The sequence below is a fragment of the Arhodomonas aquaeolei DSM 8974 genome (assembly GCF_000374645.1).
In the GTDB taxonomy this organism is placed as follows: Bacteria; Pseudomonadota; Gammaproteobacteria; order Nitrococcales; family Nitrococcaceae; genus Arhodomonas; species Arhodomonas aquaeolei.
Genome location: NZ_KB894803.1, coordinates 12,875 through 28,356 on the forward strand (window position 1 = coordinate 12,875; position 15,482 = coordinate 28,356).

The following is a 15,482-nucleotide window of genomic DNA, read 5'->3' on the forward strand; positions in this document are numbered from 1 at the left end:
CACCAGGAGCCCCGCGCATGCCGTTCATCAATGACATGCTGGAGAACAGCCACCGGGAACAGGCCCAGCGCAGCGCGCTGAAAGCGGAGAACGCCGCCGGCGAGGACGTCGTACAGGCGCACCTGGCGAGTCAGTCCACGCTGGAGAGCCGCTTCCGTTTCGACGTCGACACGGTCATGGGCACCCTCCGGAACGAGATCATCGGCCAGGACGACGCCCTGCGCGCGGTGGAGGACATCCTAAAGGTGGTACGCGCCGACATAACCGACCCCCGCCGGCCGCTGTTCACCGCGCTGTTCCTCGGCCCGACCGGGGTGGGCAAGACGGAGGTGGTCCGGTCGCTGGCGCGCTCCCTGCACGGCGATGCCGACGCGTTCTGCCGGGTCGACATGAACACGCTCTCCCAGGAGCACTACGCGGCGGCCCTCACCGGCGCCCCTCCCGGTTACGTCGGGGCCAAGGAGGGCAACACGCTGCTGGATCAGGACCGTCTCGAGGGCGACCACGGCCGCCCGGGGATCGTGCTTTTCGACGAGCTGGAGAAGGCCAGCCCCGAGGTGCTCCAGGCGTTGCTCAACGTATTCGACAACGGCCTGCTCACGGTCGCCTCCGGCGAGCGGACCTACAGCTTCCGTAACGCCCTGGTATTCATGACCAGCAACCTGGGGGCCCGGGAGATACAGCGCGACGAGCAGCGCCGGCAGAGTGGATTGCGGCGCTGGCTGCCTTCGAGCACACGGCGCCGGCATCGTCGGGTGGAGGAGATCGTCCGCGACAAGCTCCTGCGGGCCTTCACCCCGGAGTTCGTCAACCGGATCGACAACATCACGGTGTTCAACTGGATCGAACCGGAGCTGGTGGAACGGCTGGTGGCACTCGAGGTCGAGCGACTCAACCGCCGGCTGCTCAAGCATCGCTGCCGTCTGGAGGCACGGCCGGCAGTACTGAGCCATGTCGCCCGCGCGGGATTCGACCGCCAGTTCGGCGCCCGTTCCCTGCGGCGGGCTGTCCGCCATCAGATCGAGGTGCCCTTCGCGGAATACCTGCTCAATCATCACCGGCCGGACGAGGACGCCCGGACACTGACCACCTACGTGGCCGAGCACGGCGACGGGGGCGTGCGTTTCCGGATGCCGTAGGCCCCGTTGGCGAAACGCCGCGCAGACGCCGGGACCCGGCCGCGGGAAGGGGCTCAGCGTTTCCCTAGAGTTCCAGGCCGTGCTCCTTGATCTTGCGGGTCAGGGTATTGCGGCCCCAGCCCAGCAGCCGTGCGGCCTCCTGGCGGTGGCCGGCGGTGTGCTCCAGCGCGGCGCGGATCATGACCTGCTCGAAGCGGTCGTGGGCCTGGGCGAGCGCCTCCGGCTCGGGGCCGGTGGCCACCGTCCGGGCCCAGGCGGTGAGCGCCTCCTCCCAGCTGCCGTACTGGCCGCCGGCGGTCTCGGCCACGCTCTCCTCGTTGAGGTCGCGGGGCAGGTCCTCTTCATGGATCTCGCGGCCGCTGGCCATCACGGTCAGCCAGCGGCAGGTGTTCTCCAGCTCGCGCACGTTGCCGGGCCAGGGCAGAGCGGCGAGCCGCCGCTCGACGGCGGGGGTCAGGACCTTGGGCTCGACGTTGAGCTCGCGCGCGCTGCGGGCGAGGAAATGACGCGCGAGAGAGGGGACGTCGGCGGCGCGCTCGCGCAGCGCCGGCACGTGCAGCCGGATCACGTTGAGGCGATGGAAGAGGTCTTCGCGGAATCGCCCCTGTTCGACCAGGCGCTCCAGGTTCTGGTGGGTCGCGGCGATGATGCGCACGTCCACGTGCATGGGGGTGTGGGCACCCACACGGTAGAACTCGCCGTCGGCGAGGACCCGCAGCAGCCGCGTCTGCAGCTCGGCGGGCATGTCGCCGATCTCGTCGAGGAACAGCGTGCCCCCGTCCGCCTGCTCGAAGCGCCCGCGGCGCTGCTGGTGGGCACCGGTGAAGGCGCCGCGCTCGTGACCGAAGAGCTCGGACTCCATGAGGTCGCGGGGGATGGCGGCCATGTTCAGGGCGATAAAGGGCTTGTCCGCGCGCGGGCTGTGCCGGTGCAGGGCGCGGGCGACCAGCTCCTTGCCGGTCCCGGACTCGCCGTTGATGAGGACCGTGATATGCGAGCGCGACAGCCGGCCGATGGCGCGAAAGACCTCCTGCATCGCCGGCGCCTCGCCGATGATCTCCGGCACCGGCCCGGCGTCGTCCGCCCTCGGGGCACGTTCGCGGGCGGCGGCGAGGGCGCGGCGGACGAGCTCCACCGCCTCCTCGACGTCGAAGGGCTTGGGCAGGTACTCGAAGGCCCCGCCCTCGTACGAGGAGACCGCGGCGTCCAGGTCGCTGTGCGCGGTGATCACGATCACGGGCACCTCGGGGGCGACGCCGCGCAGGCGCTCCAGCAGTGCCAGGCCATCCATGCCGGGCATCCGGATGTCGGTGACGATCACGTCCGGGCGACGGTGCTCGAGCGCGGCGAGGACCTCCTCGGCGCTGGCATAGCCCTCCGCCGCGAGGCCGTCGGCCTCCAGCGCGCGGGCGAGGACCCAGCGGATGGAGCGATCGTCGTCGGCGATCCAGATGCGTTCGGCGGCACTCATTCGGCGTCCTCCAGGGGCAGCCACACGGTGAACTCGGTGCGCCCGGGCACGCTGGAGCACTCGATGAGCCCGCCGTGCTGGGCCACCAGGTTCTGGGCGATGGGCAGACCGATCCCGGTCCCCTCGGGCCGGGAGGTGATCATGGGGTAGAAGATGCGCTCGATGAGGTCCGGGGGGATGCCCGGGCCGTTATCGATAATGTCCACACGTACCACCAGCCGATGGGGGACATCACCGATGGTGAAGCGCCGCTGGGTGCGGGTGCGCAGGGTGATCTGGCCGTGGTCGCCGACCGCCTGGAGCGCGTTGCGCACGAGGTTGAGCAGCGCCTGCAGGAGCTGGTCGCGGGCGGCGTCCAGCGGCGGGATCGACGGGTCGTAGTCGCGCACGAAGGTCACGCCCTCCGGCGCCTCGGCACTGGCGAGGTGACGCACGCGCTCGAGGATCTCGTGGATGTTCACCGGGCTGCGCTGGGCCTGGGTATTGGGTCCGAGCAGGCCGTCGACCAGGCCGCGCAGGCGATCGGCCTCACTGATGATGACGTCCGTGTACTCGCGCAGTGCGTCGTCGTCGAGCTGGCGCCGGAGCAGCTGGGCGGCGCCGCGCAGGCCGCCGAGCGGGTTCTTGATCTCGTGGGCGAGACCGCGGATCAGCTCGCGGATCGCCCGGTTCTGGGAGATCAGCTGATGCTCGCGGCTGATGCGCAGGTGGCGGTCGAGCTGGGCGAGCTCCAGCAGCAGGCCGCCGTCGGGCAGCGGGGTCACGGAACAGTCCAGGGTCACCAGCTCACCGGCAAGCGCGATCTGGTGCTCGCGGTCGGTGAAGCTGGTGCCGCGCTCACGGGCCCGGGAGAGGGCCTCGGCGATGCCGTTCAGTCCCGGCAGCGCCTCGTCCACCCCCATCCCGCGGATCTGGCGTGCACTGATACGCAGCAGGCTTTCAGCCGCCGGGTTGATGTCGACGATGCGGTTACCGGCATCGAGCACCACGATGGCCGTGGTGAGGTACTCGACGATGGGCTCCTGCGCCACTTTGGTCTCCATGCATGTCCCTGTCTGCCCCGATACGGGTCCATCAAAGGGGGTAGCAAAAAACGCGCCGACCGGCGCAATCCCTTGCACGGCGGGGATTGGGCACCTGCGCGGCAGGCATATGCACCATAATTGTGCACACCGATGCGGGATTCAAGGGCCGTGCCCCCGAATAAGGCGTGCGGGTCAGGTCAGCGGTTACGGAACAGCCGGGACGCCTGGTGCAGGTAGACGGTCACCGTCGAGCTGCGTGCGAGCACGCGCCCGTCGTCGTTCCGGAGCAGGACCTGGAGCTCGTGGGCGCCCCGATCGAGGTCGGTGAGGGTGATGTCGCTGGCGGTGAACGGCCCCTGCTTGGAGGGGCTGCCGTCGACCAGGACCAGTACGTGCTGATCGTCGGCCAGGCGGGGACGCACGTCCAGCACGAGCTGGATCCGGCCCCGGTTGTCCCGCACGGTGGCCTCGTCCGACGGCGCAGCGATGGCGATGTGCCACTGCGTCTGCGCCGCCGCGTCGCCGTCGCCGCCCGCATCGTCGTCATCGCCGGCATCCGCGCCGTCCTCCGAGGTCGCCGCCCCTTTGGGCGTCGGCAGCGACTCCACCACCGTGGGCTCGCCGACATCGACCGGATCGGCCCCCTCGTGGGGCTCGTCGCTGAAGTGGACCTGGCCCTGATCATCCACCCAGCGGTAGACGTCGGCTGCGGCGGGCGCCGCGACCGCCGCCATCAGGATGGCGGACAGGCAGAGAACGGACAGGCGGGAGACGGTTGGTACGCTCATGGCGCCAATGTAGCGGCTTTGAACCCCGATGCGCCACCCGGGGGCACCCGGCGTAACGGCGACGGGCCGCCGGAGCGGCCCGTCGCACAGGCAGACGCGGTTTACACGCTGTAGTAGAGATCGAACTCCACCGGGTGCGTGGTCATGCGCAGCTGCTGGACCTCCTCGCCCTTGAGCTCGAGGTAGCCGTCGATGGCGTCGTCGGTGAACACGCCGCCCTTGGTGAGGAACGCGCGGTCCTTGTCGAGCGCCTCCAGCGCCTCCTCGAAGGAGAACGCCACCTTCGGGATCTCGGCCTCCTCCTCGGGGGGCAGGTCGTAGAGGTCCTTGTCCATGGCGTCGCCGGGGTGGATCTTGTTCTCGATCCCGTCCAGGCCGGCCATGAGCATCGCCGCGAAGGCGAGGTACGGATTCGCGGTGCTGTCCGGGAAACGGACCTCGATGCGCCGCGCCTTCGGGTTGGACACCCAGGGGATACGCACGGACGCCGAGCGGTTACGCGCGGAGTAGGCCAGCAGCACCGGCGCCTCGAAGCCCGGGACCAGACGCTTGTAGCTGTTGGTCGAGGCGTTGGCGAAGGCGTTGATCGCCTTGGCGTGCTTGATGATGCCGCCGATGTAGTACAGCGCGGTCTCGGAGAGGCCGCCGTACTGGTCGCCGGCGAACAGCGCGTCACCGGTCTTGCCGATGGACTGGTGGACGTGCATGCCGTTGCCGTTGTCACCGACCAGCGGCTTGGGCATGAAGGTCGCGGTCTTGCCGAAGGCGTGGGCGACGTTGTGCACCACGTACTTCAGGGTCTGGACCTCGTCGGCCTTCTTCACCAGGGTGTTGAACTTGCTGCCGATCTCGCACTGGCCGGCGGTCGCCACCTCGTGGTGGTGAACCTCGGTGGTCTGGCCCATCTCCTCGAGGGCGAGACACATGGCCGAGCGCATGTCATGAAGGCTGTCCACCGGCGGCACCGGGAAGTAGCCGCCCTTCACGCCCGGACGATGGCCCATGTTGCCATCGGTGTAGACGCGCTCGGAGTTCCACTGGGCCTCCATGGAGTCGACCTTGTAGAAGTTGCCGCTCATGTCGGCGCCCCAGCGCACGTCGTCGAAGACGAAGAACTCGTTCTCCGGGCCGAACATCGCCACGTCGCCGACGCCGGTGGACTGGAGGTAGGCCTCGGCGCGGCGGGCGATGGAGCGCGGGTCGCGCTCGTAGCCCTGCATGGTGCTGGGCTCGATAATGTCGCAGACCAGGTTGACGGTCGGCTCCTCGTAGAAGGGGTCGATGACCGCGGTCTCCGGGTCCGGCAGCATGATCATGTCGGACTCGTTGATGCCCTTCCAGCCGGAGATGGACGAACCGTCGAACATCTTGCCGGACTCGAAGGTATCCTCCTCGATGGTGTGCGCGGGCACGGTGACGTGCTGCTGCTTGCCCTTCGAGTCGGTGAAGCGGAAGTCAACGAACTTGATGTCGTTGTCTTCGATCAGCTTGAGGACGTCCTCGGCGGTGCGGGACATAGTCTTGCCTCCATGGTGCATACGTTTACCCGCGGTGAAGTTAGCAGAAATCGTGCCAGAGGGCTTCACCACGGTGTCAGGGCATTCCAGCGCGGTTCACGGGCCGGTAGCGTGCATCACCACCAACCCGATTGCACCAAAACGATACACGCACCTATGAGGTGCGCCCAATAACAGTGCATAACCGGTCACGGGGCGCCCGTCCCGGCAATCGTACGCCACTGTCCCGCCCGTCGCAGCCCGCGGTATACTCTGCGATTTTCTCCCGGCCCCCGCCGGGGCCATCCACGGTACGGAGTCGGACGGCAACGCAATGATCACCTTTCAGCAGCTCATCCTGGAACTCCAGCGCTACTGGGCCGAGCGCGGCTGCGTCGTGCTCCAGCCGCTGGACATGGAGGTGGGCGCGGGTACCTTCCACCCGGCGACCTTCCTGCGCTCGATCGGCCCCGAGCCCTGGAACGCCGCCTATGTCCAGCCCTCCCGCCGGCCGACCGACGGACGCTACGGCGAGAACCCGAACCGGCTGCAGCACTACTACCAGTTCCAGGTGGTGCTCAAGCCCTCGCCGGCGGACATCCAGGAGCAGTACCTGGGTTCGCTGAAGGCCCTCGGCGTCGATCCGCTGGTGCACGACATCCGCTTCGTCGAGGACAACTGGGAGTCGCCGACTCTCGGCGCCTGGGGTCTGGGCTGGGAGGTCTGGCTCAACGGCATGGAGATCACCCAGTTCACCTACTTCCAGCAGGCAGGGGGACTGGACTGCCGGCCGGTGACCGGGGAGATCACCTACGGACTGGAGCGCATTGCCATGTACCTCCAGGACAAGGCGAGCGTCTACGACCTGATCTGGACCGAGGGCCCGGCGGGCACGGTGACCTACGGTGACGTGTTCCTGCAGAACGAGCGCGAGCAGTCGACTTACAACTTCGAGCACGCGGACGTCGCGAGCCTGTTCCGCTGGTTCGACACCTGCGAGCACGAGAGCCAGCGCCTGGCCGAGGCGGGGCTGCCGCTGCCGGCCTACGAGCAGGCACTGAAGGCGTCGCACACCTTCAACCTGCTGGACGCACGCCATGCCATCTCGGTGACCGAGCGCCAGGCCTACATCCTGCGCGTACGCGCACTTGCCCGCGCCGTTGCCGAGGGCTACTACGCCACCCGGGAGGCGCTGGGCTTCCCGCTGTCGAACACCGCAGAGGATCGTTCCGCATGACTGACGCGCGAGAGGACCTGCTCGTCGAGCTCGGCACCGAGGAGCTCCCGCCGGCGGCACTGCACGAGCTGATGACCCGCTTCGCCGACGAGGTCGCGGCGGGACTGGACCAGGCCGGCGTCGAGCGCGGCGCCCACCGCGCCTACGGCACCCCGCGCCGGCTCGCGGTGACGATCGCCTCGGTGGCGGCCCGCCAGCCGGACCGCGCCATTGAGCGCGCCGGGCCCGCGATCGCCGCGGCCTTCGATGCCGAGGGCAATCCCACGAAGGCCGCGGAAGGGTTCGCACGCTCCTGCGGCGTGGCGGTGGAGGCACTCGAACGCATGGATACCGACAAGGGTGAGCGCCTGGGCTACCGCGGTGTCGAACCCGGCCGCGAGACCGCGGCGCTGCTGCCGGGGATCATCGATCAGGCCCTCGTGCGGCTGCCCATCCCCAAGCGCATGCGCTGGGGCGACAGCGACGCGGCCTTCGTGCGGCCGGTGCACTGGCTGGTGGTCCGGCTCGGCGACGCGGTGGTGCCGATGGAGGTGCTGGAGCTCGCCAGCGGCGGTGAGAGCCGTGGCCACCGCTTCCACCACCCGGACACGATACCGGTGACGGCGGCGGACTACGCCGAGCGCCTGCGCGATCCGGGCTACGTGATCGCGGACTTCGAGGCGCGGCGAGACTACATCCGCGAGCAGGTGGAGGCCGCGGCTCGGGCGATCGGGGGCAGCGCGGAGGTGCGCGAGGACCTGCTCGAGGAGGTCGCAGCCCTCGTGGAGTGGCCGGTCGCCCTGGCGGGCAGCTTCGACGAGGCGTTCCTGCGGGTGCCCGAGGAGGCCCTGGTCTCCAGCATGGAGGGGCATCAGAAGTACTTCCCGGTCCGCGGCGAGAATGGCCGGCTGCTGCCGCGCTTCATCGCCGTGGCGAACATCGAAAGCCGCGATCCGTCGGCGGTGGTGGCGGGCAACGAGCGCGTGATCCGGCCGCGGCTCGCCGATGCGGCGTTCTTCTGGGACCAGGACCGGCGCACGCCGCTGGCGGACCGGGTGGACGACCTCGGCGCGGTGGTCTTCCAGAAGGCACTGGGCACGCTCTACGACAAGAGCGCCCGGGTCGCCGCCCTGGCACGGCGTTTCGCCCCGGCCTTCGGTGCCGACGCGGCGCAGGCGGAGCGCGCCGCCTGGCTGGCGAAGACGGATCTGCTCACGGAGATGGTCGATGAGTTCCCGGAGCTCCAGGGCGTCATGGGCCGCTACTACGCCCGGGAGGACGGTGAAGCGGCGGCGGTCGCGGAGGCCCTGGACGAGGTCTATCAGCCCCGCGCGGCCGGCGACACGGTGGCCGCCTCCGCGCTGGGGCGACTGCTCGCGGTGTGCGAACGCGCGGACACGCTGGTCGGGATCTTCGCGGTGGGCAAGGCGCCCACCGGCGCCAAGGACCCGTTCGGGCTGCGCCGCGCGGCCCTGGGCCTGGTGCGCTCGCTGCTGGAGGGCGGACACGACGTTCCCCTGCACGCGCTCTTCGAGGCCGCCGCGGACAACCTCCCCGGGGGGCTCGACGGTGACGCCCAGGTCGCCCCGGTGGTCGATTTCTGTCTGGAACGCCTGCGGGCGCATTACCTCGACGACGGCGTGCCCGCGGAGGTCTTCGCCGCCGTGCGCACGGTCACCGGAGGCGCGGAGGCGACCGCCGGGATACCGGACTTCGACCGCCGGCTGCGCGCGTGCCAGGCGTTCCTGGCCCGGCCGGAGGCCGCGAGCCTGGCCGAGGCGAACAAGCGGATCCGCAATATCCTGCGCAAGTCCGGCGAGGCGGCGGGTGCCCTGCCGGCACCGGATCCGGCGCGTTTCGAGCAGGCGGAGGAACGGGCACTCGACGAGGCGGTGGCCGAGGCGGAGACCGTCGTGGCCGGCCAGGTGGCGGCGGGGGACTATGCCGCCGCCCTGGCGCACCTGGCGGGGCTGAACGAGCCGGTCAACCGGTTCTTCGAGCACGTCATGGTGATGGCGGACGACGAGGCGGTACGCCGCAACCGCCTTGCGCTGCTGGACCGGCTGTCCGGTTCGTTCCTCCGCGTCGCCGACGTCTCGCAGCTGCCGGGGAGCGCCTGACGGTGACCAACCTCGTGATCCTCGACCGGGACGGCGTGATCAACGCCGACTCCGAGGCCTTCATCCGCACGGCGGCGCAGTGGCGGCCGCTCCCCGGCAGCCTGGAGGCGATCGCCCGGCTCAACCGCTGTGGCTTCGATGTGGTGGTCTGCACGAACCAGTCCGGGGTGGCGCGGGGACTGATCACGCCGGCGGACCTGGACGCGATACACGCGCGCATGCTGGAGGCGATCCGTGCCGCCGGCGGGGACCTTCGCGGCATCTTCGTCTGCCCCCACGGCCCGGATGACGGCTGCGACTGCCGCAAGCCCGCCCCGGGGCTGCTCCACCAGGTTGCACGCCGCCTCGGCCGGCCGGTGGCGGGTGCCCACCTCGTCGGCGACAGCGCGCGCGATCTGGACGCGGCGCGCGCGGCGGACGCCCGGCCGATACTGGTCCGTACCGGCAAGGGTGAGACGACGGTCGCCGCGGGCGCGGCCGGTGACGCCCCGGTGTTCGACGACCTGGCATCGGCTGCGGAGGCGATCATCGCCTCGGGTGACGGCACATGACGGATAAAACGGCCACTCCCAAGCTCCTGCGGGGGATCATCTTCCGCAGTGGCGTGGTGATCTCGGTGGTGCTCTGGGGTCTGCTCAGCCTGTTCACGGCGGTGCTCCCGTTCCGCTGGCGCTACTGGTTCATCAGCCGGTGGTGCTGGTGGGTGCGCGTGTGGCTGCGCGTCAGCGCGGGTATTACCGAGGAGATCGAAGGGCGGGAAAACATCCCGTCGGAGCCCGGCGTGGTCATGGCCAAGCATCAGAGCGCCTGGGAGACGGTAGCGCTGGTACGGCTATTCTATCCGCAAACCTGGGTGGTCAAGCGCGAGCTCCTGTGGCTGCCGGTGTTCGGCTGGGCCTTCGGCCTGCTGCGGCCCATCGGTATAGACCGCGGGGCCGGGCGTGACGCCGTACGCCAGGTGGTCCGCAAGGGCAGTGCACGCCTCGCCGACGGCCAGTGGGTCATCGTCTATCCGGAGGGGACACGGGTGCCCGCCGGACACAAGGCACGCTACCGCGCGGGCGGCGCCATCCTCGCCTGCGAGACCGGCAGCACGATCACACCGGTGGCCCACAACGCCGGCGAACACTGGCCCCGGGACGGCTGGCACATCCGTCCGGGCACGGTGCGCGTGCGTATCGGCCCGCCGATCGAGAGCGCGGGGCGAAAGCCGGACGAGGTCATGACGGAGGTGGAGGCGTGGATCGAGCGGGAGACCGCCGCGCTGTCCGCGCTGGGGTATCCCGGCACGCCCTACGAACGGCGCACGAAGGGCGCGACTGACACGGGTAAACAGAGTAAATAATTGATTTAAAACGAAAACCCCGGCGCCAGCGCCGGGGTTTTTTGATGTCTCCCGATCCGCGATAGGCGGACGGGACAGACGATGGCCGCGACGGCCGGGGGAAGGCCGCCCCCATTAACGCCGGTATCAGATATCCAGGTTGCTCACCTGAAGGGCATTGCGCTCGATGAAGTCGCGCCGCGGCTCGACATGGTCCCCCATCAGGGTGGTGAAAATGCCGTCCGCGCCCACGACATCCTCGATACGCACCTGCAGCAGCCGGCGGGTATGGGGATCCATGGTGGTCTCCCAGAGCTGATCCGGGTTCATCTCGCCCAGACCCTTGTAGCGCTGGACGGACAGGCCGCGTTTGGCCTCGTCCAGCAGCCACTGGACCGCCTGCTGGAAGCTCGCGACGCCGCTCTGGCGTTCGCCCCGATGCACCGTGGCGTCGGCCTGCAGCAGGCCCTGCAGGGCGTCACTGAGGTTGCGCAGCGTCTCGTACTCCTGGGACAGGAAGAACTGCGCCGGGAACGTGTACGGGTAGAAGATCCCGTGCATGCGCTTGGTCACGACCGCGTCCTGGAAGCCGCCCTCGGTGCCCGTGCGTACCTGCACACGGTAGTCCGTGCCGGTCGGCTGGTCCTGATTGAGACGCTCCACGAGCTGATCGAACCAGGCCGCCATCGACTGTCCCGCGGTCAGGTCGTCCTCCCACAGCGGCGGCAACGCCGTCATCGCGCGGAGGATCGCCGGATCGCTGCGCCGGCCGAGATGATCGATCATCTCCATCGTGCGCAGGTACTGGCGGATGAGACGACCCAGCGGCTCGCCGGTGATCGCCGCGGCATCGGCCCCCGGTGAGAGGCTCGCCTTGTCCAGGGCCAGGGTCAGGAGGTATTCCGTAAGTTCTTGATCATCCTTGACGTAATGCTCCTGCTTGCCGCGCTTGACCTTGTACAGAGGCGGCTGCGCGATGTAGATGTGACCGCGCTCCACCAGCTCCGGCATCTGCCGGTAGAAGAACGTCAGCAGCAGGGTCCGGATGTGAGAGCCGTCCACGTCCGCATCGGTCATGATGATGATGCGGTGATAGCGGAGCTTGTCCGGGTCGAACTCGTCCTTGCCGATACCGCAGCCGAGCGCCGTGATCAGCGTGCCCACCTCGGCGGAGGACAGCATCTTGTCGAAGCGGGCCTTCTCGACGTTGAGGATCTTGCCCTTGAGCGGGAGGATCGCCTGGGTCCGGCGATCACGCCCCTGTTTCGCCGACCCGCCGGCGGAGTCGCCCTCCACGAGGTAGATCTCCGAGTTGGCCGGATCCCGCTCCTGACAGTCGGCGAGCTTGCCGGGCAGACCCGCGATGTCCAGGGCGCCCTTGCGCCGGGTCATCTCCCGGGCGCGGCGCGCGGCATCCCGCGCCCGGGCGGCATCGATGACCTTCTCGATGATGGCCTTGGCGTCCTGCGGATGCTCGTAGAGGAAATCGTGCAGGGCCTCGGCGAGCGCGCTCTCGACCGGCCCCTTCACCTCGGAGGAGACCAGCTTGTCCTTGGTCTGCGAGGAAAACTTGGGATCCGGCACCTTGACGGAGACAACGGCCGTCAGACCCTCGCGGATGTCGTCGCCGGAGGGGTTCACCTTGAGCTTCTTGGTGTAGCCCTCGGCCTCCATATAGGCGTTGAGCGTGCGCGTCAGCGCCGCGCGGAACCCCGCCATGTGGGTGCCGCCGTCCCGCTGGGGGATGTTGTTGGTGAAGCAGAATATGGACTCCTGGTAGGAGTCGTTCCACTGCATCGCCACCTCCACCTGGACCTCTTCGCGCTGCGTCGACAGGTGAAAGACCGCGGGATGGAGGGGGCGCTTGTTCTTGTTGAGGTGCTCGACGAACGCCCGGATACCGCCGGCGTACTCGAACACGTCTTCCTTGTCGCTGCGCTCGTCCTTGAGCACGATCCTCACCCCGGGGTTGAGGAACGATAGCTCACGGAAACGCTTGGCGAGGATATCGTAATTGAAGTCGATGTTCGTGAAGGTCTCGGAGCTCGGGTGGAACGTGATCTGCGTCCCCTGCTCGTCCGTCTCGCCGACGACCTTCAGCGGGGATACCGGCTCGCCATCGCGGTATTCCTGGACGTGAATCTGACCGTGTTTCTTGATAACCAGCCGCAGGCGCTCGGACAGGGCATTCACGACGGAGACGCCCACGCCGTGAAGGCCGCCGGAGACCTTGTAGGAGTTGTTGTCGAACTTCCCCCCGGCGTGCAGGACCGTCATGATCACCTCGGCGGCGGACCGGCCCTCCTCGGTGTGGATATCCACCGGGATACCGCGCCCGTTGTCCGTGACCGTTACGGAGTTATCACCGTGGATGACGATGGCGACCTCGGTACAGTAACCGGCGAGGGCCTCGTCGATGGAGTTATCGGCCACCTCGAAGACCATGTGATGAAGGCCGGTGCCATCGTCGGTATCGCCGATGTACATCCCGGGCCGTTTCCGCACGGCGTCGAGGCCACGCAACACCTTGATCTGATTCGAGTCGTATTCGGTCTGAGTCGTCATAGGGCGTTTCCTGCGGTTAACTGGGATATTGTACCACTTCGGTCACATTGCCCTGTTCCACGTGGAACATGCGCGTGTCGGAGCTGTCGCCGGCCACTGTCGCCGGCAATGACGCGGGGTCGATCGCCGTTAATACGGCCTGGATATCCATCGCCGCTAGACGTTCCAGCACCGCACCTCGGTGTCTGGCGTCCAGCTCGGCGACGAGGTCGTCGACCAGCACCAGTGGGCGTTGTGGGCCTTCGCCGCCCTGCAGCTGAAGCTGCGCAAGCTTGAGCGCAATGACGGCAAGCTTCTGCTGCCCGCGCGATAGGACGTATTGGGCGTCATGCCCTTCGGCGCGGAGACGGAAGTCGGCGCGGTGGGGGCCGGCCAGCGTATAGCCGAGCCGCTCTTCCTGTTCAGACTGGCGTGTCAGGCTCCCGGCTAGCGTCTCGTCACGACGCCAGCCGGGATGGTAGCGCCATTCGAGGCGAATGTCCGGGAGGAACTCCGTGGCGATCGCGTCCCAGTAAGGGAGGAGCCGTTCAAGATACGTCTGATGATGTTCGCGGACCTGCTGGCCGAGGTCGGTGAGACTGGGCGCCCACGCACGAACCGTGCGGCCGTCACCGCGGCGAAGCGCGAGATTCCGCTGGCGGAGCACGCGCCGGTACTGTTGCCAGAGCCCGGCGAACCGATGTTCCACGTGGAACACGCCCCAGTTCACCAGCGCGCGTCGCCCGCCAGGGCCATCCGTCAGCAGCCTCTGCCCTTCGGTAGTGATTACCAGGACCGGAAGGTGGCGGGCGAATGTCGCGATCGAGCGTTCATCCTCCCCATTCACCCGTAACCGCAATCCTGAACGGCCCCGAACAATCGCGAGCCGTCCCACCACGGTATCGTCGCTTGCGATGACGCCACGGACGAGGAAATTCGCTTCTCCGTGGCGAACGAGTTGGGTGACGTTTCCGGGACGAAAGCCCTCACCGCGGGACAGGCAGTAAATTGCCTCCAGCAACGCGGACTTGCCGGCGCCGTTGTCACCGGAGATGATCGTCCAGCGACTGCCAAGACGCAGATCCGCCTCAACGAGGTTACGAAACTTTTCGACATGGACATCGCGCAGGCGGCGTTCCGCCGTGCGCTGCGCGGTCACGCCGGCATCAGGCATTGGCCTCAATCGCCCAGTCTACAGACGCATGGGCATGACGACGTAGCGGACCTGCGATTCACCCTCACCGCGAATCAACGCACTCGCGTTCGCATCGGTGACGAACATCTCGATGCTCGGCTGCTCGATTGCCCCGACGGCGTCGAGCATATAGCCAGCGTTGAAACCGATTTCGAGGTCGTCCCCGCCGTATTCGGCACTCAACTCTTCCTCGGCCTGCTCCTGCTCCGGGTTTTCCGACCGGATGGTGACCGAATCCCCGCTGAGTACGACGCGGACGCCGCGGTATTTCTCGTTCGACAGGATCGATGCACGGACCAGGCCCTGGCGCAGTGACTCCCTGTCGATATGTACGCAGTTGCCGTCCGCCTCCGGGATAACCCGCTGATAGTCCGGGAAACGTCCATCGATAAGCTTCGACGTGAACCGCAGGTGCGGGAGCCGTGCCCGGATGTGGTTGTTACCGAGCTCGACACGTACCGGCTCATCGGAGTGCTCGAGCAGCCGGAGGATCTCCTGGATACCCTTGCGCGGCACTATGACCTGGCGCGGCTGTTCGAGGGCGATCTGCGCATTGAATTCGGCGAGGGCCAATCGGTGACCATCGGTCGCCACTGCCCGTAGGTGATCGGGTTCCAGTTCGAGGAGCAGGCCATTGAGGTAGTAGCGCACGTCCTGCAGGGCCATCGCAAAGTGGGTCTTGTCGATCAGCCAGCGGAGGTTGGCCTGACTCAGTTCGATCTCCTCGACATCCCCGATGTCCTCCACGCTGGGGAAGTCCCCGGCGGGAAGCGTCATAAGCCGGAACTGGCTGCGTCCGGACTGGATGATTGCGCGGTCCTGTTCCACCCGAACGGTAAGACGGCTCTCATCCGGCAGGTTGCGCACGATGTCCAGGAGCTTGCGGGCCGGTACCGTGATCTGCCCGGGTTCCTCCACGGGCAGTGACAGATGCGCCTGTAGCTCGACCTCCAGGTCCGTACTCGTCAGGGACAGGCTGTTGCTGTCCGCTACGATCAGGATGTTGCTCAGAATCGGCAGTGTCTGCCGTCGCTCGACGACGCCGATAATCGACTGGAGGGGCTTGAGGAACGTTTCGCGGTCGATCTCGAAGTGCATGGTCCCGGCGACTCCCAATAGGATTCTGTGTATAAACCTTAAAGCCTGTTGTTGTTACTGCGGCCC

At 67.9% G+C, this 15,482-nt stretch carries 12 protein-coding genes; 5 read left to right on the top strand and 7 right to left on the bottom strand.

All coding sequences use genetic code 11. From position 1 onward, the window contains the following. Positions 1–17: 17 nt before the first annotated feature. On the top strand, positions 18–1,139 hold the full coding sequence (locus C516_RS0105905) for an AAA family ATPase (protein ID WP_018717437.1): 1,122 nt from the start codon (positions 18–20) through the stop codon (positions 1,137–1,139). Between the two features lie 64 nt (positions 1,140–1,203). Here C516_RS0105905 and ntrC read toward each other — a convergent pair whose 3' ends face one another. The 4 genes from ntrC to glnA form a co-directional block, all read right to left on the bottom strand. Next, positions 1,204–2,610 (bottom strand): nitrogen regulation protein NR(I), encoded by a 1,407-nt coding sequence (gene ntrC, locus C516_RS0105910; protein ID WP_018717438.1) that lies wholly within the window; start codon positions 2,608–2,610, stop codon positions 1,204–1,206. After that, positions 2,607–3,653, bottom strand: coding sequence for a nitrogen regulation protein NR(II) (gene glnL, locus C516_RS0105915; RefSeq protein ID WP_018717439.1), 1,047 nt, complete (start codon positions 3,651–3,653; stop codon positions 2,607–2,609). Before glnL ends, ntrC begins: the two co-directional genes overlap by 4 nt. A gap of 179 nt (positions 3,654–3,832) precedes the next feature. Further along, entirely contained in the window at positions 3,833–4,423 is a 591-nt protein-coding gene (locus C516_RS0105920) for a DUF4124 domain-containing protein (protein WP_018717440.1), read from the bottom strand. Positions 4,424–4,524: 101 nt separating this feature from the next. Then, on the bottom strand, positions 4,525–5,940 hold the full coding sequence (glnA, locus tag C516_RS0105925; RefSeq protein WP_018717441.1) for a glutamate--ammonia ligase: 1,416 nt from the start codon (positions 5,938–5,940) through the stop codon (positions 4,525–4,527). A 313-nt stretch (positions 5,941–6,253) separates the two neighbouring features. On the opposite strand from glnA, the gene glyQ reads away from it, so the two are divergent. Genes glyQ through C516_RS0105945 form a run of 4 tightly spaced genes read left to right on the top strand, consistent with a single transcriptional unit; the run spans position 6,254 to position 10,600 of the window. Continuing rightward, complete coding sequence (gene glyQ, locus C516_RS0105930) at positions 6,254–7,156, top strand: glycine--tRNA ligase subunit alpha (RefSeq protein ID WP_018717442.1); 903 nt, start codon at positions 6,254–6,256, stop codon at positions 7,154–7,156. Then, positions 7,153–9,255, top strand: a complete 2,103-nt coding sequence (gene glyS / locus C516_RS0105935; RefSeq protein ID WP_018717443.1) for a glycine--tRNA ligase subunit beta — start codon at positions 7,153–7,155, stop codon at positions 9,253–9,255. The genes glyQ and glyS overlap by 4 nt, the downstream gene beginning before the upstream one ends. A gap of 2 nt (positions 9,256–9,257) precedes the next feature. Then, positions 9,258–9,806 carry a D-glycero-beta-D-manno-heptose 1,7-bisphosphate 7-phosphatase gene (gmhB, locus tag C516_RS0105940; protein WP_018717444.1) on the top strand — a complete coding sequence of 183 codons (549 nt, stop codon included), beginning with the start codon at positions 9,258–9,260 and terminating at the stop codon, positions 9,804–9,806. After that, positions 9,803–10,600 (top strand): lysophospholipid acyltransferase family protein, encoded by a 798-nt coding sequence (locus C516_RS0105945; RefSeq protein WP_018717445.1) that lies wholly within the window; start codon positions 9,803–9,805, stop codon positions 10,598–10,600. The genes gmhB and C516_RS0105945 overlap by 4 nt, the downstream gene beginning before the upstream one ends. Positions 10,601–10,726: 126 nt before the next feature. Here the strand turns inward: C516_RS0105945 and gyrB are convergent, their stop codons facing one another. Genes gyrB through dnaN form a run of 3 tightly spaced genes read right to left on the bottom strand, consistent with a single transcriptional unit; the run spans position 10,727 to position 15,416 of the window. Next, on the bottom strand, positions 10,727–13,144 hold the full coding sequence (gene gyrB / locus C516_RS0105950; RefSeq protein ID WP_018717446.1) for a DNA topoisomerase (ATP-hydrolyzing) subunit B: 2,418 nt from the start codon (positions 13,142–13,144) through the stop codon (positions 10,727–10,729). A gap of 16 nt (positions 13,145–13,160) precedes the next feature. Then, on the bottom strand, positions 13,161–14,297 hold the full coding sequence (gene recF / locus C516_RS0105955) for a DNA replication/repair protein RecF (protein ID WP_018717447.1): 1,137 nt from the start codon (positions 14,295–14,297) through the stop codon (positions 13,161–13,163). A gap of 18 nt (positions 14,298–14,315) precedes the next feature. Continuing rightward, entirely contained in the window at positions 14,316–15,416 is a 1,101-nt protein-coding gene (gene dnaN / locus C516_RS0105960; RefSeq protein ID WP_018717448.1) for a DNA polymerase III subunit beta, read from the bottom strand. Positions 15,417–15,482: the final 66 nt, after the last annotated feature.